We start from the raw sequence: 18,508 nt of genomic DNA, 5'->3' as shown, positions 1-18,508 counted from the left end.
CTCTTGGCTCGGGGGGCGTTACCGGCGCGGCCGGGCGTTGACAAGCGCCCCGCCTGCGCCGGAGGTATCGCCCCATGGCCGATCCGCTGGTCCGCTTCGAACGCGTCCGCAAGACGTACGGCACGGGCGCCGCCGCCGTGCAGTCGCTCGACCTCGACATTGCGCGCGGGGAACTGATGACGCTGCTCGGCCCCTCGGGCTCGGGCAAGACCACCACCCTGATGATGCTGGCGGGCTTCGAGCTGCCGAGCGAAGGGCGCATCCTCCTCGAGGGCCGGGACATCGCGCAGACGGCGCCGCACAGGCGTGGCATCGGCGTGGTGTTCCAGTCCTACGCCCTGTTCCCCCACATGACGGTCGCCGAGAACGTCGCCTTCCCGCTCTCGGTCCGCGGCGTCGGCCGGTCGGAGCGGGATTCGCGCGTGGCGAAGGCGCTCGACATGGTCCGCCTCGGCGGCTTCGGGGACCGGCGGCCGGCGCAGCTCTCGGGCGGCCAGCAGCAGCGCGTGGCCCTCGCCCGCGCCATGGTCTTCGAACCGCCGATCGTGCTGCTCGACGAACCGCTCGGCGCGCTCGACAAGGCGCTGCGCGAGGAGATGCAGCTCGAGATCCGGCACATCCACCAGCGGCTCGGCGTGACGATGATGTACGTCACCCACGACCAGGCCGAGGCGCTGACGCTGTCCGACCGCATCGCGGTGTTCGAGGGCGGCCGCATCCGCCAATGCGCCGATCCCAAGGCGCTCTATGACCGCCCGGCCGATGCCTTCGTCGCCGGCTTCGTCGGCGAGAACAACCTCCTGCCCGGCACCATCGAGGCCCGCGACGGGGAGGAATGCAGCATCCGCCTGCGCTGCGGCCCCCTGGTGCAGGCGAGCGCGGTCGACTGCGGCGGGCGCGGGGAAGCCTGCGTCGTCGCCATCCGCCCCGAACGCATCGCCGTGGCGGGCGTCACCGCCTCCGACCTCGGCGAAGGCGCGCTGCCGGCGACGGTGCTCGAGGCGATCTTCCTCGGCGACCATGTGCGCCTGCGGCTGGGCGTCGGCGACGGGGGGGAGATCCTGGCGAAGCGCCCGGCCGGCGTCGGCAGCCTGCCCGAACCGGGCGGGCCGGCTGCGATCGCCTGGCCGGAAGGTGCCGCCTTCGCCTTCCGCGACACGACGCCCCGGGTCTAGACGGTGGTCCGGCTCGCCGCGAACGACAGCGGGACGCGCCCCGGCGCGAGGATCGTGAATCGGTCGCCGGATCCGGGCGTGGGCCGGTGCCGACCGATCGAGAATTGTTCTAGTCTGCCGGCCCGCCGGGACTGAAGGAGACGCAAGATGGACCGCCGCACGATCCTCAAGGGCGCACTCGCCGCCGCAGCGCTGCCCGCCGCCGCCAGGGCGCAGGGCCGCGACCTGACGGTGGTCTCCTGGGGCGGCGCCTACCAGGACGCGCAGCGCGAGGTCTATTTCCGCCCCTTCCAACAGCAGACGCGCAACCGCCTGCTCGAGGAAACCTGGGACGGCGGCATCGGCGTGCTCCGGTCCCGCATCGCCTCGGGCGCCAACACCTGGGACGTGGTGCAGGTCGAATCCGAGGAACTGCTGATCGGCGCCGATGAGGGCCTGTTCGAGCCGCTGGACTGGGCCGCGATCGGCGGCAAGGACGCCTACATCGCCGAAGCGGTGAACGACTACGGCGTCGGCGCGATCCTCTATTCCTTCATCATCGCCTATGACCGCGCGCGCATGGCGCAGGGCCCGGCGAACTGGGCGGATTTCTTCGACACCGCGCGCTTCCCCGGCAAGCGCGGCATGCGCAAGGGCCCCAAGACGACGCTGGAAATGGCGCTGATGGCCGACGGCGTGGCCCCGGCGCAGGTCTATGAGGTGCTCGGCACCCCCGCCGGCGTGGACCGCGCCTTCCGCAAGCTCGATTCCATCAAGGCCGACATCGCCTGGTTCGAGCGCGGCTCGCAGCCGCCGCAGTGGCTCGCGGCCGGGGAGGTCGCGCTGACCGTCGCCTACAACGGCCGCATCTCGGCGGCCAACGCGACCGATGGGCGCAACTTCGCGATCGTCTGGACCAACAACATCTTCACCCTGGATTCCTGGGTGATCATGAAGGGCAGCCCGAACAAGGCGAAGGCGGTCGAGTTCCTGAAGTTCGTCGGCCAGCCCGCGGTCCAGGCCGCGCTGCCGCCGAAGATCCCCTACGGCGTGACGGCCAAGGGCGTGAACGAGCGCCTGCCGGCCGAGGTGCTCGCGAACTTGCCGACGGCGCCACAGAACATCGCGAACGCGCTGCAGCTGAGCGACCGGTTCTGGCTCGACAACCTCGACCGGCTGACGCAGCGGTTCAACACGTGGGTGTCGCGCTGATCCGGAGGGGCCCTGCCCCTCCGGGCCACCCCGCCAAAGGCCGAAGGGCCTTTGGAAACCAGTTTCGGGGTCCCGGCGCCAGGTATCGGTTCCCAAAGGCCCTTAGGCCTTTGGCAGGGAGAGGTCCGGAGAGGGGCGGCGCCCCTCTCCGGGACGCCCCGTGAGGCGCCCCTTCGGCGCGGCCGTGCTCACCGCGCCCCTGTTGCTGTTCCTGCTGGTGACCTTCGTCGCCCCGATCGGCGCCTTCCTCTGGCGCGGCGTGACGGATGACGAGGTCCGTCCCGTCCTGCCGCGCACCGTCGTCGCGCTGGCGTCGTGGAACGGCACCGGCACGCCCGGGGAGGAAGCCTTCGCCGCCCTGGTCGAGGATCTGCGCGCCGCCCGCAGCGGCGACCGCGGCGCCATCCCCCGCGCCGCCGCGCGGCTGAACGCCGACCGCCCCGGCTTCCGCGGCCTGCTGCCGATGACCGCCCGCCGTGTGGAAGCGCCCTTCGAGGGCAGCGCCCGCGCCGCCGTCCTCGCCATCAGCGAGGAATGGGCCGCCCCCGAGACCTGGGGTGCCATCGCGCGCGCCGGCGGGCCGATGTCCTCCTTCCATGTGCTCGCCGCGCTCGACCTCCGGCAGGACGCGACCGGGGCGATCGGGCAGGCGCCGGAGGACACCCGCATCTTCCGCGCGGTGCTGCTGCGCAGCCTTTGGATATCCCTGCTGGTCACGGCGGTCTGCCTGGCGCTGGGCTGGCCGCTCGCCTGGCTGATCGCGACGGCGCGCGGCCTGCCGGCGACGCTGCTGCTGGCGGCGGTGATGCTGCCCTTCTGGATCTCCCTGGTGGTGCGGACGGCCGCCTGGATGGTGCTGCTGCAGCGGGAAGGGATCGTGAACGCGGCGCTGCAGGCGAGCGGGATCGTCGACGCCCCGCTGCCGCTGCTGATGAACCGCTTCGCCGTGGTGCTCGGGATGGTGCACATCCTGCTGCCCTTCATGGTGCTGCCGCTGGTCGCGGCGTTCCGGGGGCTCGATCCGCGGCTGCCGCGGGCGGCGGCCTCGCTCGGCGCCGCACCTTGGCGCGTGTTCCTGCGGGTGACGCTGCCGCTGTCGCTCCCCGGGGTGGGGGCGGGGTGCATCCTGGTCTTCATCCAGGCGCTGGGCTTCTACGTGACGCCGGCGCTGCTCGGCGGACCGAACGACCAGATGCTCGCGTGGTTCGTCGGCTTCTATGCGACGCGCAGCGTGAACTGGGGCCTGGCGGCCGCCCTGTCGATCATGCTGCTGGTCGCGGTCGGGCTGTGCGTGGCGCTGTACGGACGGTTGGCGGGGTTCCGCCGGCCGGGGGCGGCGTGATGGCGCGGGGGATCCTCTGGGCGCTGGGCGTGCTGGTGGCGCTGTTCCTGGTCGCCCCGATCGTGGCGATCCTGCCGCTGTCCTTCTCGGCCGGGTCCTTCCTGTTCTACCCGCTGCCGGGGCTGTCGCTGCGCTGGTACGAGGATTTCTTCGCCTCCCCCTTCTGGCTGCCGGCCTTCTGGAACTCGATGGGGATCGGCACGGCGGCGGCGGCGCTGGCGACCTTGCTGGGCACGCCGGCGGCCTTCGGGCTGTGGCGCATGACGGGCGCCTTCCGGGCGGTGGCGATGGGCATCGTGCTGGCGCCGATGGTGGTGCCGGTGATCGTGGTGGCCGTCGCGCTGCTGCTGGCCTTCGGCCCGCTGGGGCTGGTCGCGACCCATACGGGGCTGGTGATCGCCCATGCCATGCTGGGCGTGCCCTTCGTGGTGGTGACGGTGCTGGCCTCGCTCGAGGCCTTCGACCCCGTGCAGCTGCGTGCCGCGGCGGCCTGCGGGGCGGGACCGGTGCGGGCCTTCTTCCGCGTCTGCCTGCCGCAGATCGCCCCGGGCGTGGCGGCGGGAGCGGTCTTCGCCTTCGCAACGTCGCTGGATGAGGTGGTGGTCGCCCTGTTCATCGCCGGCCCGGCGCAACGGACGCTGCCGCGGCAGATGTTCTCCGGCTTGAACGACCAGATCAGCCTGACGACGACGGCGGCGGCGGCGATGCTGGTGGTGATGTCGGTGCTGCTGCTGCTGGCGGTTGCCTGGCTGCAGGCGCGCGGGCGGCGGCGCGTCCAGGGCTGAACGCGGCCTTTTCGTGCCCTCGGGCGACGGGCGCAAACCCCCGGGAGGCCGCGTTGGCCGCCGCGGCATGCCCGATGGCCGGGATCGAGGGCGGAGTCACAGAAAAAGGTGGGGGCCCAGGGGAGTTCACTCCCCCGTTCTTCTTGACTCTTCCCCCCCGGAAGCCTAAGCGCCCGCAGTCTTTCTGATTCCGAAAGACACGCCCCTTTCGGGGGGCCGGAACCGGGCGAACCGTGACGCGCCCACCCATCCGGGTCCGGATCTGCTGCCGCTGAAGGCGCGCCGGGCCAAGTCGTTCCCGCGACAGGCGGGCGCGCAAGCCGCATCCCCCGCCGCGCTGTGGCGGGAGACACCGGAAAGCACAGGACTGCATGGCCACCATTACCGCCGACCGCGCGGGCAGCGAGGATTTCGCCGCCCTTCTCGATGCCACGCTTGGCCCCGACACCGGCTTCGCCGGCTCCGTCGTCACGGGCCGCGTCGTCCGGGTGGACGATGATGTCGCGGTCGTCGACGTCGGCCTCAAGAGCGAGGGGCGCGTGCCCCTCAAGGAATTCGCCGCCCCCGGCGCCAAGCCCGAGGTGAAGCCCGGCGACCTGATCGAGCTCTTCGTCGAGCGCTACGAGGACCGTGACGGTTCCATCGTGCTGTCGCGCGAAAAGGCGCGGCGCGAGGAAGCCTGGACGAACCTCGAGAAGTCCTTCACCGCCAACCAGCGGGTGAACGGCGTGATCTTCGGCCGCGTGAAGGGCGGCTTCACCGTCGACCTCGGCGGTGCGGTGGCCTTCCTTCCGGGCTCGCAGGTCGACATCCGCCCCGTGCGCGACGTCGGCCCGCTGATGGGTTCGCCCCAGCCCTTCCAGATCCTCAAGATGGATCGCGCCCGCGGCAACATCGTCGTCTCGCGCCGCGCGGTGCTCGAGGAGACGCGTGCGGAGCAGCGCTCCGAGCTGATCCAGGGCCTCAAGGAAGGCATGATCCTCGACGGCGTGGTGAAGAACATCACCGACTACGGCGCCTTCGTGGACCTGGGCGGCGTCGACGGCCTGCTGCACGTCACCGACATCGCCTGGCGCCGCATCAACCACCCCTCCGAGGCGCTCACCATCGGCCAGCCGGTGAAGGTGCAGGTCATCCGCTTCAACCCGGAGACCCAGCGCATCAGCCTCGGCATGAAGCAGCTGATGTCGGATCCGTGGGACGGCGTGGCGCTGAAGTACCCGGTGAACGCGAAGTTCTCCGGCCGCGTGACGAACATCACCGACTACGGCGCCTTCGTGGAGCTGGAGCCGGGCGTCGAGGGCCTCGTGCACGTCAGCGAGATGTCCTGGACGAAGAAGAACGTCCATCCGGGCAAGATCGTCGCGACCTCCGAGCAGGTGGACGTGATGATCCTCGACGTGGACGAGCCGAAGCGCCGCATCTCGCTCGGCCTCAAGCAGGCGCAGGGCAACCCCTGGGAGCTGTTCCTCGAGGCGCATCCGCCGGGGAACATCATCGAGGGCGAGATCCGCAACATCACCGAGTTCGGCCTGTTCATCGGCGTCGGCCCGGACATCGACGGCATGGTCCACATGTCCGACCTGTCCTGGGACCAGCCCGGCGAAGTGGCGATGCAGGCCTACACCAAGGGCCAGATCGTCAAGGCGAAGGTGCTCGACGTGGACGTCGAGAAGGAGCGCATCTCCCTCGGCATCAAGCAGCTCGAGGCCGACCCGGCCGCCGAGGTGCTGGACCGCGTCCGCAAGGGCGACATCGTCACCTGCGTGGTGACGAAGGTCGAGGCGAACGGCATCGAGGTGAAGGTCGACGACGTGCTGACCGGCTTCATCCGCCGCGCCGAGCTCGCCCGTGACCGCGCCGACCAGCGTCCGGACAAGTTCGCGATCGGCGAGAAGGTCGACGCGAAGGTGACCGCCGTGGACCGCGCCGCCCGCCGCCTCGCCCTGACCATCAAGGGCAAGGAAGTCGAGGAGGAGCGCGAGGCGATGAAGGAGTACGGTTCGGCCGACTCCGGCGCGTCGCTCGGCGACATCCTCGGCGCGGCGATCCGCCGCCGTCGCGAGATGGCCGGCGAGGAGTGATCCAGGAACGCCTCACGGCGTGACGGCTTGGACCCCCGGGGCGGCGACGCCCCGGGGGTTTTTCGTTTTCGGGGGGCGGCACCACCCGTCGCGCGAAGCACCCCGTGATGGTTCCCAAAGGCCTTTCGGCCTTTGGTGGGGGGAGCGCGAGGGGGGCAAGGCCCCTCTCGCCCCTTGCCCCGCCCGCCGCGCATCGCCATTCAGGCGACATGTCCCTCGAAGCCGACCTCCTCGCCGACCGTCGCCGCCTTCGCCGGCGCCTGACCTTCTGGCGTCTGGTCGCGATCGCCGTCTTCTTCGGCGCCCTCGGCATCGCCGCGGCGATGCAGGCGCCCGGCGCGCTGCCCGGCGGCCAACACGTCCTGCGCCTGCCGGTCTCGGGCACCATCACCGAGGATCGCCGCCTCCTGCAGGCGCTCGACCGCGCCGCGACGGACAACGCCGTCCGCGCGGTCGTCGTCGCCATCGACAGCCCCGGCGGCACCATGGCGGGCGGTGAGGCGCTGCACGCAGCGCTCCGCCGCATCGCCGAGCGCAAGCCGGTCGTCGCCGTGATGGGCGCGACGGCGGCCTCCGCCGGCTACATGATCGCGATGCCGGCGCAGCGCGTCTTCGCGCGCGAAGCGACCGTCACCGGGTCGATCGGCGTGCTGCTGCAGTCCTTCGACATCTCGGAACTCATGGAACGCGCCGGCATCCGCCCGCTGACCATCGCCTCGGGCCCGCTCAAGGACCAGCCGAGCCTGTTCCGTCCGCTCACCGAGGAAGGCCGCGCCGCGCTCGACCGCGTGATCCAGGATCTGCATTCACAATTCGTCGACATGGTCGCCGCCGGGCGGCACATGGAGGCCGCGCGCGTGCGGACCTACGCCGATGGCCGCGTCTTCACCGGCCGCCAGGCGCTCGAAGCGGGGCTGGTCGACGCCATCGGCGGGGAACGCGAAGCCCGCGCCTGGCTGGCCGCCGAGCGCCAGGTGCCGGAATCCCTGCCCATCCGCGACGTGCAGACCCGCGGCACCGCGGAACGCCTGGTCTCCCAGGTGACCGAGAGCATGATGAAAACCCTTTTGTCGGAATGGCTTGGCGTTGACGCCCCCCGCGCCGTTTGGCAGCCTCGGCCCTGACGCGGGAAGCGCAGCGCGGCATGTCGAAGCCGCGACCGAGGGAAGGCCACGCATGACCAAATCCGAGCTGATCGCGCACCTCGCAGGTGCCAATCCCCACCTGCGCCAGCCGGACGTGGAGCTGATCGTCAGCACCATCTTCGAGGAGATCACCGCCGCCCTCGCGCGCGGGGACCGGGTGGAGTTGCGCGGCTTCGGTGCCTTCTCGATCAAGGCGCGCGACCCGCGCACCGGGCGGAACCCCCGCACCGGGGAGACGGTGGAGGTCTCCGCCAAGTCCGTCCCCTACTTCAAGCCGGGCAAGGAACTGCGCGAACGCATCAACAAGGGCGCGACGCCCCCGGCGCGGCGCGCGCCGGCGCGCGCGACGGCCTGATGCGCCTGCTCCTCTTCATCCCGCTGGCCGCGCTGGTCGTGCTGTTCGCGCTGTCGAACCGGCAGCCGGTGGAACTGCGCCTGTGGCCCTTCGACGTGACCTGGACGGCGCCCGTCTCGCTCGCCGTGCTGCTGCCCGCGGCGGTGGCCTTCCTGCTCGGCGCCCTGATCGTCTGGCTGGCGGATTTGCCGGCACGCCGCCGCGGCTGGTCGGCGCAGCGCCGCGCCACCGCCCTGCAAAGCGAGATCGACCGCATCCACGCCGCCGAGAAGGCCGCGGCCGCCGATCGCCTGGCGGGACCGGCCTGATGCTCGCGAAACCGACGGGCGGCGCGGCGCGGATCATCCCCGCGCTCGATACCGGCGACCTCGCGCGCGCCGAGGCGCTGGCGGCCGCGCTGGCGGGCCGCTGCGGCGTGCTGAAGGTCGGGCTCGAGCTGTTCTGTGCGGCCGGCGGGCCGGCGGTCGCGGCGATCGCCCGGCACGCGCCGGTCTTCCTCGACGTGAAGCTGCACGACATCCCGAACACGGTGGCGGGCGCGCTGCGCTCGCTGCTGCCGCTGCGCCCGGCGATGGTGACGCTGCATGCCGGCGGCGGCCCGGCCATGATCGCCGCCGCGCGCGCGGAAGCCGAGAAGGCCGGCGCCGACCGCCCGATCCTGCTCGCCGTGACGGTGCTCACCAGCATGGATGCCGCGGCGCTGGCTGCGACCGGCGTCGCCGACACGCCGGCCGAGCAGGTGCGGCGCCTCGCGAGGATGGCCGTCGCGGCTGGTGCGGACGGGCTGGTGTGCAGCCCGCAGGAAGCGGCGCTGCTGCGCGCCGACCTCGGCCCCGGCCCGGCGCTTGTGGTCCCGGGCGTGCGCCCCGCCGGCAGCGATGCCGGCGACCAGGCCCGCGTCGCGACCCCGGCCGAGGCGGTCGCCGCGGGTGCGGACTGGATCGTCGTCGGCCGCCCCATCACCGGCGCGCCCGACCCCGCCGTCGCCGCCGCGGCCATCGCCGCCTCGATCCCGGGCTGAACGCCATGACCGTCGAGGTGAAAATCTGCGGCATCCGCAGCGCCGACGCCTTCGACGCCGCCGTCGAGGCCGGCGCCGACCTCATCGGCTTCGTCTTCTTTCCCCCCTCGCCGCGCGTGATCCGCCCGGCCGAGGCCCGCGCCCTCTCCAGCCGCCACGCCGGCGGCCCGATCCGCACCGGCCTCTTCGTCGATCCCACTGACGACGACATCGCCGCCGTGCTGGCCGAAATCCCCCTCGACCTGATCCAGCTCCAGGGCAATGAGACGCCCGAACGCGCCGCAGCCATCCGCGCTCGCTTCGCCACCCCGGTGATGAAGGCGATGGGCATCGATACCGAGGCCGATTTCGCCGCCGTCCCTGCCTTCGCCGAGGTCGTCGACCGCTTCCTCTTCGACGCCCATCCGCCGCCCGGCAGTCTGCTGCCCGGCGGCAACGCGCAGCCGTTCGAATGGCGCCTGCTGGCAGGCCGGACCATCCCGAAGCCCTGGCTGCTCGCAGGCGGCCTGACGGCGGCCAACGTCGCTGAGGCCATCAGCACCGCGCAGGCGCCGGGCGTCGACGTCTCCTCCGGCGTCGAGCGATCCCGCGGCGTGAAGGACGCCGCGCTGATCCGCGCCTTCATCGCCGCCGCGAAGGGTTGACGCGGCCCGCGCCGCTGGAGGACCGTTCCGCCACCCGACGGAGGAACGACCGATGCGCGTGCTGACGCTTCTCGTGGCCCTGCTGGCCGCGGCCTGCTCGAGCGGCCCGCGTCCCGATCCGTTCCTCTACACGGGCTCCAACCAGCAGGCGATGGCCGGCGAGCTCTGGCTGCCCGAGGGCACCGAGCGCGTGCCCGTCGTCGTCCTCTCCCATGACGTGCGCGGCAAGCGCGACGCCCATCTGCAGGACTACATCAACGCGCTGAAGGGCTCGGGCGCGGCGGTGCTGGTGCTCGACCACTACGGGCCGCGCAGCGTCGATCCGACCTCGGGGCCGCCGGCCAACCGCGCCTGGGTGACGGCGGTGGACTTCGCCTTCGATGCGCTCGGCGCGCTCGATCGCCTGGCGGACCATCCGCGCATCGATCGCCGCCGCGCGGGCCTCGTCGGCTTCGGCGAGGGCGGCGGGGCGGGCGTGCTGCTCGCCGCGCACCAGGCGGTGCAGGCGGGGCGCCCGGCCAATGCGCCGCGCTACCTGGCCTATGCGGCGGTGACGCCGGAATGCGCCTACCGGCTCGGCAACCGGGCCATCGGCCGCACGCCGATCCTGATGATCGTGGGCGACCGCGACAACCGCACCGGCAAGCCGGCCTGCGAGGACCTCGCCTCCTACCTCCGCGCGGCCGGCGCCAACGTGACGGTCAACACCTACCAGAACGCCCGCCACGGCTTCGACGACCCGGCCGGCCCGGTCCGCGCCGACCCGCAGGGCGAGAACATCACCCGCTGCGTCTGGCAGCAGGGCTCCGACGGGCTGTGGCGGGAACGCGCCTCGGGCATCTCGGGCGTCTCGCTGTTCCGCGTCGGCGCCAACGACCAGACGATCGACGCCTACAACCGGTCACGCGCCGCCTGCCGGACGCTCGGCACCGAGACCCAGGGCGACGCCGCGCTGCGCGGCCGCGCGGTGGGCGAGGTGACGGGCTTCATGAAGACACACGTGATCGACATCCGCGTGCGGTGACAGGCCGCACTGCGCGCAGCCGCCCCGGCGCCGCCTTTCGCGCGCCGGGCGGGGCCGCGGCTATGGCCCGCCCGGGGCGGTTCCGCTAAAGGGACCGCTTCCCCGGGAACGCCGAGAGAGCCCGCCTTGAACAAGCCCCTGCCCAATTCCTACCGCCAGGGCCCCGACGGCCGCGGCCGCTTCGGCCAGTTCGGCGGGCGCTTCGTCGCCGAGACGCTGATGCCGCTGATCCTCGAGGTCGAGAAGGCCTATGAGGAATCGAAGAAGGACGCCGCCTTCCAGGCGGAATGGCGCCGGCTGCTGACGCATTACGTCGGCCGGCCGAGCCCGCTGTGGTACGCGGATCGCCTGACGCAGCACCTGCGCGCCAAGGCCGCGCCGGGCATGGGGGCGAAGGTCTATTTCAAGCGCGACGAGCTCAACCACACCGGCGCGCACAAGATCAACGCGGTGCTCGGGCAGATCCTGCTCGCGAAGAAGATGGGCAAGACGCGCATCATCGCGGAGACGGGCGCGGGCCAGCACGGCGTCGCGACGGCCACCGCCTGCGCGCTGTTCGACCTGCCCTGCACGGTCTTCATGGGTGCGACCGACGTCGAGCGCCAGCAGCCCAACGTCTTCCGCATGAAGCTGCTCGGCGCCGAGGTCATCCCGGTGACCTCCGGCGCCGCGACGCTCAAGGACGCGATGAACGAGGCGCTGCGCTACTGGGTCGCGAACGTCCACGACACCTACTACTGCATCGGCACCGTCGCCGGCCCGCACCCGTATCCGGCCATGGTCCGCGACTTCCAGTCGGTGATCGGGGAGGAGGCGAAGGCGCAGATGATGGCCGCGGAGGGCCGCCTGCCGGACGCGCTGGTCGCCGCGATCGGCGGCGGGTCCAACGCCATGGGGCTGTTCTACCCGTTCCTCGACGACGAATCCGTCGCGATGTACGGCGTCGAGGCCGCCGGCAAGGGCGTCGAGACCGAGGAACACGCGGCGTCCCTGACCAAGGGCCGCCCCGGCGTGCTGCACGGCAACCGCACCTACCTGCTGCAGGACGAGTTCGGCCAGATCCTCGAGGCGCATTCGATCAGCGCCGGCCTCGACTACCCCGGCGTCGGGCCGGAGCATTCCTGGCTGCACGAGATCGGGCGCGTGAACTACGTGCACGCGACGGACGACGAGGCGCTCGCCGCCTTCCAGCTCTGCTCGAAGCTCGAGGGCATCATCCCCGCGCTCGAGCCCGCGCATGCGCTGGCCTATGTGATGCACCAGGCGCCGGCGATGGCGCAGGACAAGATCATCGTCATGAACATGTGCGGCCGCGGCGACAAGGACATCTTCACCGTCGCCCGCCACCTGGGGGTGAAGCTGTGACCCGCATTGCCGACCGCTTCGCGGCGCTGAAGGCGGAAGGGCGCGGCGCGCTCGTCACCTTCCTCGAGGGCTACGACCCCGATCCCGCCACCTCGATGGCGATCCTGCGCGGCCTGCCCGCCGCCGGCGCCGACGTGATCGAGATCGGCGTCCCCTTCACCGATCCCATGGCCGACGGCCCGTCCATCCAGCGCGGTGGGCTGCGCGCGCTGAAGGCCGGCGCGACGCTCGCCGGCGTGCTCGCCATGGTGCGCGACTTCCGCAAGGACAACGCGACGACGCCGATCGTGCTGATGGGCTACTACAACCCCATCCTGTCCTACGGGACCGAGCGCTTCTGCACCGATGCCGCGGCCTCGGGCGTCGACGGGCTGATCATCGTCGACGTCCCGCCCGAGGAAGCCGACGAGGTCGAGCCGCTGACCAAGGCGAACAACCTCGACCTGATCCGGCTGATCGCGCCGACCACGGACGATGCGCGCCTGCCGCGTGTCCTCGCGGCGACGACGGGCTTCGTCTACTACGTCTCGATCACCGGCATCACCGGCACGCGCAGCGCCTCGGGTGCCGACCTCGCCGCGGCGATGCCGCGCCTGCGCAAGCACACCGACCTGCCGATCTGCATCGGCTTCGGCATCCGCACGCCCGAACAGGCGGCCGAGGCGGCGCGCCTGTCCGACGGCGCGGTGGTCGGCACGGCGCTGGTCGACACGCTGGCCGAAAGCCTCGACGAGAACGGCCGCGCGAAGCCGGACACGGTGCGCAAGGTGCTCGACAGGGTCCGCGCGCTGGCCGAGGCAATCCGGGCGACGCCCAAGGCCGCGTAGCGGCGCGCGCCGTCCTCTCTGGAGCCGTCTCCGTTCGCCTGCGCTCACGGCAACGTCTCCAGGCCATTGTCTGCGCGAGCATCTTCACCCGATCAGGTGACTCCACCTGATCGGGATCTGCTCTAAGCCGTGCGCCCGTCGGGGTGCACGGTGACCGATTGCGGTTCGAAGAAGTGCGCGGCGCGGTGGGCGCCGTGCGCGCGCAGCCGCTCCAGCAGTTCCGGCGACCGGTCGAGCTTCGACTGGTAGTCGAGCTGCAGGTCGAGCTCGATCTCCCGCACCGTGATCGCCGCGTAGCGCTGCGCGACCTCCGGCGAGGTCAGCCGCAGCCGGTTGAAGCGGCGGATCATGTCGATCTCCTGGTCGAGCGGCACATTCCCCGCCATCTCGTTCCGCCGGTCGTCGATCTCCGCGACCGTGGTCGGCTCGCTCGCCCGCCGCCGCGGATTGAGCCGGATCACCCACAATTCCCGCGGCTTCGGATCGAGGTCGAGCAGGTCGCGCAGCGGCGGGTTCTGGCTGAACATCCCGTCCCACCAAAGCCCGCCCCGCGTGCGCACCGCGCGGAAGATCGGCGGCACGGCGGCCGAGGCCACCACGTCGTCCAGCGTCAGTTCCTCGCCGCGGAAGATCCCGGCCTCCCCGGTGAGGACATTCGCCGCCGCGATGCGCAGCGCCGGCCCCGCGCGCCCCGCCGGCAGCGCCTCGAGCCGCAGGTGCTCGCCCAGCAGGTCCCGCAGCCGCGGCTCGGCCAGGGCGCAATAGGCATAGGGGCTGACCTGCGCCGTGACCGGCAGCCGCGCGAAGGCGAGCGACCAGTCGTTCACCACCCGCTCGATCGGGTCCGAGGCGGCGACCTGCGTCCAGAAGGCCTCGAGCCGCCGGCGCGCATCCGCGAAGCCGCCGGTCAGCAGCCCCGCCCAGGCCAGCGCCGCGCAGACCGCCCCGCCGGAGGTCCCCGACAGCCCGCGCAGCGTGAAGCGTTCCGCGTGATGCGGCCCGAACAGCGCATGCAGCGCCCCGGCGGTGAAGGCGGCATGGCTGCCGCCACCCTGGCAGGCGATGGCGACGAGCGGCGGCTGGGTCATGGGCAGGCTCCCTGCGGGGATGCAGGGAACCTGGGTTGCCCGGCGCCGCGGTTCTACTCCGCGACGCGCGTCCAGCCGGGGCCGGGATCGAACGACGTGATCGCCCGCGCCTCGCGTGCCGTATCGGGGCCGAGGTCCTGCTCGTAGACCACCCCCGCATGGCTCACCATGAAGGTCTTGATGCCCGAATTGCCGTAGGTCGCCGGCCAGGCGACGACCGCGAAGCCGCCGATCATCCGCCCGTTCACGACGAAATCGGCCGCGCCGCCGGGCGCGTTCGGCCCCTGGGCCTCGAGGATGCGGAAGAAATAGCCGTGATAGGGCTGCGGCCGGTCACCCGGCGCGCGCGCATATCCGCCCGCGCTCGCCGCCGCCATGACTGGCCCGAGCGGGCTGTCCGGCTCGCCCGGCCCGGTCGGCCAATAGAGCCCGTCGCGCTGTCCGGGCGAGGAGAAGAACCGCCGCGCATAGGCCTGGAAGGCGCCCTGCCGCCCGGCGGTGCGCGCGAAGTCCTGCTGCGCGTCGACGATGGCGCGCAGCGTCTCGATGGTGTCGAGCTCGTTGCGCCCGATCCGGCGGTTGGCGATCTCCTGCCCGCCGGCGACGGCATCGAAGCGCCAGGCGCCGGCGTGCTGGACCATCGGGATGGGCAGCGGCCAGCCATCCTCGCCGACCTGCAGCACGGCGCGGCCGGGCGATGGCCGCACGATCTCGTTCTTCCGGTCATAGGCGGCGAGGAAGCGCTCGCGCGCGGTGCGGTCGGCCACCGGATCGCCGGAGCGGATGTAGCGCGCGCCCGCGCTGCCCAGGATGCGCACGCCCTGCGCGTCGCTGCGCGCGCGCAGCGCGGCGACGAAGGCGGCGAAGCCGTCCTCGGGCGTGCGGAAGGCCTGGGGCGGGACCGGGCGCGGGGCCGCCTGCTGCTCCGGCGGAGACGCAGGTTCGGGTGCCGGGGCCTGGGCGATCGCGCCGCCGGCGAGGAGAAGGGCGGCGAGGCCGCCGAGGATCGTGCTGCGGATCATGGCCTGCCTCCTCACCGCCGGCCGCCGCGGCCACCGCCGCCGGCCGCGCGCCCGCCACCACCGCCGCCGCCGCCCGCGGGGCGCGCCGCGGCGCGCTGCTGGGCCTGGGCCCGCGCGGCCGGCTGGCCCTGGCGGCTCGCCGCGCCGCGATCGGCGGCGGCGCGTTCCCGCCCGCCATCGCCCATGCCCTGGAAGCCCTGCGGGGCCTGACGCTGCTGCTGCTGCGGCTGGAAGCCCTGCGGACGCCCCGCGGCATTGTGCTGCACGGCCGGGCGCTGCTGCGCCGCGCCGCCCGCCGGGCGTTGCGCCCCGGCCCCGGCGCCGGCCCGGTCGGCCAGATTCGCGCCGCCGGGCCGCTGGGCACCCGCGCCGCCACGGTCGCCAGGCGAGGGACGGTCGCCGGCACCCGGTCCGCGGTCGCCGAGCGCGGGGCGATCCCCGCCGCCCGGCCGCTGCGCGCCCGCGCCCCCGCGATCCCCGAGCGACGGGCGGTCCCCACCGCCCGGACCGCCGCGATCGCCGAGCCCGCCACGGTCGCCCGGACCGCCACGGTCGCCCAGCGCGCCGCGATCCCCGGGCCCGCCCCGGTCGCCGAGGCCCTGCCCGCGTTCCGCCTGGTCCACGCGCCCGCGGAACTGGTCGCGCGCCTGCGCCCGGTCGCGGTCGGTCATCGCCGGGCGGGACCCGTCCGGCCGGTTGGCGTTCACGCGGTTGCGGACGTCGTCGTTGCGATAGGCCACGCCCTGCCGGTGCGTCACGTCGTGCTGCCAGGTGTTGCCGCTGATCTGCGCCCGGTTGACGTTGATGTTGTTGTAGCGGTTCGCGTTGACGTTGATGTTCCCGCGCCCCCAGTTCGGGCTGCCCCAGCCCCACAGGGACCCGACGATCGCGGCACCCCCCGCGAAGGCCATGCCGGTCAGCAGCGCGCTGCCCAGCCCCCAGCCCACCGGCGGCGGGTAATAGGGCGGCGGATACTGCGGATAGGGCCAGGACCCGTAGACCACGTTCGGGTTGTAGGCCGGCACGTAGACCGTGTCGGGCTGCGCCGGCGCGATGGTGATGACCTGCGGCGGCGGGGCGACCACCGGCGTGGCGTCGCCCGCGGCCGGCGGCGCGACCGTCACGTTCTGCGTCACCGTCACCGTCTGCTGCGGCCCGGATTGCAGCGCGCCGTTCGCCTGGGCGCGCCCGCGCAGCACCTGGACCGCGTTCATCACGTCCTGCTGCTGCGCCAGCACCGCGTCGCCGACCTGCTGCGTCCAGTCCAGCTGGTCGTTCATCATCGTCAGCACGTCGGGGAAGGGCACCAGCGACTTCACCGAGGGATCCCAGGACTGCGCGGCCAGCGCCTGCACCAGCGCATCCCCGCGCAGCGCGCCGTTCTGCCCCTGGCCCAGCCACCGCTTCGCCTGCACCACCTCGAGCGGGTAGGTCGAGGCCATCAGCATCTGCATCAGCAGGTCGTCGGGATACAGCGCGATCGGCGCCAGCAACTGCTCCAGCTGCGGCTGCGTCAGCCGGTCCTGCTGGGGCGACACGGCGACGGGCGAGGGCGCGGGGGCGGCCGGCGGCGCACCCTGCGCGAAGCCCGGCCGCGGCGCGCCGGCGAAGGTCGCGACCCCGCCGAAGGCCATGGCGAGTGCGACCAGGGCGGCCCGCCGAGCATCGCCGCGATCCCGCGGAAGGGGTGGCTTGGGGGGGCAGGCTGGCATGGTCGTGTTCCTGGACGCCCGGCCGAAGTTTCGGCCTGCGTCATGTAAGCGCGGAACACACCCCGCTGGCCAGCGGGCTGCGCCCCCTCAGGCCGCGCCGTCGATCAGCGCGCCGGTGCTGCGCCCGCGGCCCGGTTCCAGCGTCTTCATGTAGAAGCGCCCCGCCACCGTCTGGCCGCGCACCCGCGCGTAGAAGGGATGGGTGCCCCAGTGCTGGTAGCCCAGGCTCTCGAACAGCGCGATCGCGGTCGCCTGCGTCTCCCGCACGTCGAGGTTGATCACCCGGTGCCCCAGCGCGGCTGCGCGTTCCTCGACCTTCGCCACCAGCATCCGCGCCAGGCCGAAGCCGCGCGCATAGGGGGCGATGTAGGCGTGGGTCAGCGTCGCGGCGAAGGCCTGGGCCTCGTTGTTGCGCGGCGGGCGCACCAGCAGGGCCGAGCCCACGGCATGCCCGTCCAGCCGCGCGACGAACAACTCGCGCTCCGGCACCAGCAGCACGCCGCGGAAATGGCGTTCGAGGGCGCCACGGCCCTGCGGCTCCACCCAGCCGAAGCCGCCGCTTTCGATGATGGCGGCATCGGTGGCCTCGGCGAGGTCGGCGAGATCCGCCTCCGACAGCCGCTCCACGCGCTCGACGGCGAGTTCCCGCGCGGCCTGGAGGGCAGCGGAACCGTTCACGGTTCCCACCGCAGGAAATTCGCCAGCATCTTCAGCCCCACCGGTCCGCTCTTCTCCACGTGGAACTGAAGCCCGGCGAGGTTGCCCCGCGCGATGACCGCGGTCACTGGACCGCCGTAGTCGGTGGTGGCGACGACGTCCTCAGGGTCCTCGGCCTCGAAGGCGAAGGAATGGACGAAATAGACCTGGTCGCCCGGCTTCACCCCGTCGAGCACCGGGTGGTAGCCGGCTTCGAAGGACAGCGCGTTCCACCCCATCTGCGGCAGCGGCAGGGGCAGCCCGTCCGGCCCCTTGGGGTCCATCGGCGCCACCGTGCCGGGAATCCAGCCAAGCCCCGGCGTCTCCCCGTGCTCGAGCCCGCGCGTGCCCATCAGCTGCATCCCGACGCAGATGCCCAGGAACGGCACGCCCTGCCCACGCACCCGTTCCTCGAGCGCGTCCACCATGCCCGGCAGGGCGTCGAGCCCCCGCCGGCAGGCCGCGAACGCCCCCTGGCCCGGCAGCACGATGCGGTCCGCGACGCGCAGGTCGGCGGCGGCCGTGACCACCTTCACCACCGCCTCGATCTCATTGTCCTCGGCCGCCTTCTCGAAGGCGCGCACCACCGAGGCCAGGTTGCCCGACCCCGGATCCACCACCGCGACACGCTGAGCCATGGTCGTCCCCTTCCCCTCAGCCGGCGGCCACGCGGGCCAGGTCCGGGCGGAAGGAGGCGAGGTTGAGGACGGCCGCGTCCTCGTCCCGCGCCACCAGCACCGCCTCCGGCCGGAAGCCCCGAAGTCCCAGCCACCACGCTTGCAGGTTCCGTGCCTCGAAGCCGATGAAGCATTGCAGGCCGGCCAGCGCGAAGGGCAGCGCCGCCCCCGGCAGCAGGGCGCCCAGCAACACCACCAGCGCGAAATGCATCGCCGCCAGCGCGATCAGGCCGTTCGACAGGAACCAGATCGTGGGGAACAGGAAGGCACCCCAGGAAAAGCCGTCCCGCACCAGCACCACCCTCGGCGCCTTCCTTTCGGAAGCCGGCCGGCCATGCACCGTCCAGACGCGCAT

Annotated in this window: 19 protein-coding genes; 13 read left to right on the top strand and 6 right to left on the bottom strand. The window is 72.8% G+C overall.

Annotated elements, in window-relative coordinates:
* The first annotated feature begins 74 nt into the window (after nt 1–74).
* From GWK15_RS12890 to trpA, 13 genes are all read left to right on the top strand, one after another.
* On the top strand, nt 75–1,175 hold the full coding sequence (locus GWK15_RS12890) for an ABC transporter ATP-binding protein (protein ID WP_168041738.1): 1,101 nt from the start codon (nt 75–77) through the stop codon (nt 1,173–1,175).
* Nucleotides 1,176–1,322: 147 nt separating this feature from the next.
* On the top strand, nt 1,323–2,366 hold the full coding sequence (locus tag GWK15_RS12885) for an ABC transporter substrate-binding protein (RefSeq protein WP_168041737.1): 1,044 nt from the start codon (nt 1,323–1,325) through the stop codon (nt 2,364–2,366).
* 160 nt (nt 2,367–2,526) lie between these two features.
* Nucleotides 2,527–3,708, top strand: coding sequence for an ABC transporter permease (locus tag GWK15_RS12880; RefSeq protein ID WP_168041736.1), 1,182 nt, complete (start codon nt 2,527–2,529; stop codon nt 3,706–3,708).
* Nucleotides 3,708–4,493 carry an ABC transporter permease gene (locus GWK15_RS12875; protein WP_168041735.1) on the top strand — a complete coding sequence of 262 codons (786 nt, stop codon included), beginning with the start codon at nt 3,708–3,710 and terminating at the stop codon, nt 4,491–4,493. Before GWK15_RS12880 ends, GWK15_RS12875 begins: the two co-directional genes overlap by 1 nt.
* A gap of 371 nt (nt 4,494–4,864) precedes the next feature.
* A complete protein-coding gene (gene rpsA, locus GWK15_RS12870) occupies nt 4,865–6,577 on the top strand; it encodes a 30S ribosomal protein S1 (RefSeq protein ID WP_168041734.1) in 1,713 nt (570 codons plus the stop codon).
* A gap of 209 nt (nt 6,578–6,786) precedes the next feature.
* On the top strand, nt 6,787–7,701 hold the full coding sequence (sppA, locus tag GWK15_RS12865) for a signal peptide peptidase SppA (RefSeq protein WP_168041733.1): 915 nt from the start codon (nt 6,787–6,789) through the stop codon (nt 7,699–7,701).
* A gap of 52 nt (nt 7,702–7,753) precedes the next feature.
* Nucleotides 7,754–8,077, top strand: coding sequence for an integration host factor subunit beta (gene ihfB / locus GWK15_RS12860; protein ID WP_168041732.1), 324 nt, complete (start codon nt 7,754–7,756; stop codon nt 8,075–8,077).
* The gene (locus tag GWK15_RS12855; protein ID WP_168041731.1) at nt 8,077–8,385 is read left to right on the top strand and encodes a lipopolysaccharide assembly protein LapA domain-containing protein; all 309 of its coding nucleotides are present in this window, start codon (nt 8,077–8,079) and stop codon (nt 8,383–8,385) included. Before ihfB ends, GWK15_RS12855 begins: the two co-directional genes overlap by 1 nt.
* On the top strand, nt 8,385–9,098 hold the full coding sequence (gene pyrF / locus GWK15_RS12850; RefSeq protein ID WP_168041730.1) for an orotidine-5'-phosphate decarboxylase: 714 nt from the start codon (nt 8,385–8,387) through the stop codon (nt 9,096–9,098). The genes GWK15_RS12855 and pyrF overlap by 1 nt, the downstream gene beginning before the upstream one ends.
* A gap of 5 nt (nt 9,099–9,103) precedes the next feature.
* On the top strand, nt 9,104–9,742 hold the full coding sequence (locus GWK15_RS12845) for a phosphoribosylanthranilate isomerase (RefSeq protein ID WP_168041729.1): 639 nt from the start codon (nt 9,104–9,106) through the stop codon (nt 9,740–9,742).
* Nucleotides 9,743–9,794: 52 nt separating this feature from the next.
* A complete protein-coding gene (locus GWK15_RS12840; protein WP_168041728.1) occupies nt 9,795–10,766 on the top strand; it encodes a dienelactone hydrolase family protein in 972 nt (323 codons plus the stop codon).
* 126 nt (nt 10,767–10,892) lie between these two features.
* Complete coding sequence (gene trpB / locus GWK15_RS12835) at nt 10,893–12,131, top strand: tryptophan synthase subunit beta (RefSeq protein ID WP_168041727.1); 1,239 nt, start codon at nt 10,893–10,895, stop codon at nt 12,129–12,131.
* Nucleotides 12,128–12,958: a tryptophan synthase subunit alpha gene (gene trpA, locus GWK15_RS12830; protein ID WP_168041726.1), complete on the top strand. Its 831-nt coding sequence runs from the start codon at nt 12,128–12,130 to the stop codon at nt 12,956–12,958. The genes trpB and trpA overlap by 4 nt, the downstream gene beginning before the upstream one ends.
* Nucleotides 12,959–13,080: 122 nt before the next feature.
* On the opposite strand, the gene GWK15_RS12825 is transcribed toward trpA, so the two are convergent.
* From GWK15_RS12825 to GWK15_RS12800, 6 genes are all read right to left on the bottom strand, one after another.
* Nucleotides 13,081–14,046 (bottom strand): patatin-like phospholipase family protein, encoded by a 966-nt coding sequence (locus GWK15_RS12825; RefSeq protein ID WP_168041725.1) that lies wholly within the window; start codon nt 14,044–14,046, stop codon nt 13,081–13,083.
* Nucleotides 14,047–14,099: 53 nt separating this feature from the next.
* A complete protein-coding gene (locus GWK15_RS12820) occupies nt 14,100–15,068 on the bottom strand; it encodes a DUF2950 domain-containing protein (protein ID WP_168041724.1) in 969 nt (322 codons plus the stop codon).
* Between the two features lie 11 nt (nt 15,069–15,079).
* Nucleotides 15,080–16,780: a DUF3300 domain-containing protein gene (locus GWK15_RS12815; RefSeq protein WP_168041723.1), complete on the bottom strand. Its 1,701-nt coding sequence runs from the start codon at nt 16,778–16,780 to the stop codon at nt 15,080–15,082.
* An 87-nt stretch (nt 16,781–16,867) separates the two neighbouring features.
* The gene (locus tag GWK15_RS12810) at nt 16,868–17,458 is read right to left on the bottom strand and encodes a GNAT family N-acetyltransferase (protein WP_168041722.1); all 591 of its coding nucleotides are present in this window, start codon (nt 17,456–17,458) and stop codon (nt 16,868–16,870) included.
* Nucleotides 17,455–18,114, bottom strand: coding sequence for an imidazole glycerol phosphate synthase subunit HisH (gene hisH / locus GWK15_RS12805; RefSeq protein ID WP_168041721.1), 660 nt, complete (start codon nt 18,112–18,114; stop codon nt 17,455–17,457). The genes GWK15_RS12810 and hisH overlap by 4 nt, the downstream gene beginning before the upstream one ends.
* 16 nt (nt 18,115–18,130) lie before the next feature.
* Complete coding sequence (locus GWK15_RS12800; protein WP_168041720.1) at nt 18,131–18,508, bottom strand: DUF2628 domain-containing protein; 378 nt, start codon at nt 18,506–18,508, stop codon at nt 18,131–18,133.

This window comes from Neoroseomonas oryzicola (assembly GCF_012163135.1).
In the GTDB taxonomy this organism is placed as follows: Bacteria; Pseudomonadota; Alphaproteobacteria; order Acetobacterales; family Acetobacteraceae; genus Neoroseomonas; species Neoroseomonas oryzicola.
This window is presented reverse-complemented; position numbering and strand designations above follow the sequence as displayed.

What these genes read in the sequence shown, in the direction of transcription:
- GWK15_RS12890 (WP_168041738.1), top strand. Translation starts at nt 75, where the DNA reads ATGGCCGATCCGCTGGTCCGCTTCGAACGCGTCCGCAAGACGTACGGC.
- GWK15_RS12885 (WP_168041737.1), top strand. Translation starts at nt 1,323, where the DNA reads ATGGACCGCCGCACGATCCTCAAGGGCGCACTCGCCGCCGCAGCGCTG.
- GWK15_RS12875 (WP_168041735.1), top strand. Translation starts at nt 3,708, where the DNA reads ATGGCGCGGGGGATCCTCTGGGCGCTGGGCGTGCTGGTGGCGCTGTTC.
- rpsA (WP_168041734.1), top strand. Translation starts at nt 4,865, where the DNA reads ATGGCCACCATTACCGCCGACCGCGCGGGCAGCGAGGATTTCGCCGCC.
- sppA (WP_168041733.1), top strand. Translation starts at nt 6,787, where the DNA reads ATGTCCCTCGAAGCCGACCTCCTCGCCGACCGTCGCCGCCTTCGCCGG.
- ihfB (WP_168041732.1), top strand. Translation starts at nt 7,754, where the DNA reads ATGACCAAATCCGAGCTGATCGCGCACCTCGCAGGTGCCAATCCCCAC.
- GWK15_RS12855 (WP_168041731.1), top strand. Translation starts at nt 8,077, where the DNA reads ATGCGCCTGCTCCTCTTCATCCCGCTGGCCGCGCTGGTCGTGCTGTTC.
- pyrF (WP_168041730.1), top strand. Translation starts at nt 8,385, where the DNA reads ATGCTCGCGAAACCGACGGGCGGCGCGGCGCGGATCATCCCCGCGCTC.
- GWK15_RS12845 (WP_168041729.1), top strand. Translation starts at nt 9,104, where the DNA reads ATGACCGTCGAGGTGAAAATCTGCGGCATCCGCAGCGCCGACGCCTTC.
- GWK15_RS12840 (WP_168041728.1), top strand. Translation starts at nt 9,795, where the DNA reads ATGCGCGTGCTGACGCTTCTCGTGGCCCTGCTGGCCGCGGCCTGCTCG.
- GWK15_RS12825 (WP_168041725.1), bottom strand. Translation starts at nt 14,046, where the DNA reads ATGACCCAGCCGCCGCTCGTCGCCATCGCCTGCCAGGGTGGCGGCAGC.
- GWK15_RS12820 (WP_168041724.1), bottom strand. Translation starts at nt 15,068, where the DNA reads ATGATCCGCAGCACGATCCTCGGCGGCCTCGCCGCCCTTCTCCTCGCC.
- GWK15_RS12815 (WP_168041723.1), bottom strand. Translation starts at nt 16,780, where the DNA reads ATGCCAGCCTGCCCCCCCAAGCCACCCCTTCCGCGGGATCGCGGCGAT.
- hisH (WP_168041721.1), bottom strand. Translation starts at nt 18,114, where the DNA reads ATGGCTCAGCGTGTCGCGGTGGTGGATCCGGGGTCGGGCAACCTGGCC.
- GWK15_RS12800 (WP_168041720.1), bottom strand. Translation starts at nt 18,508, where the DNA reads ATGCGCGTCTGGACGGTGCATGGCCGGCCGGCTTCCGAAAGGAAGGCG.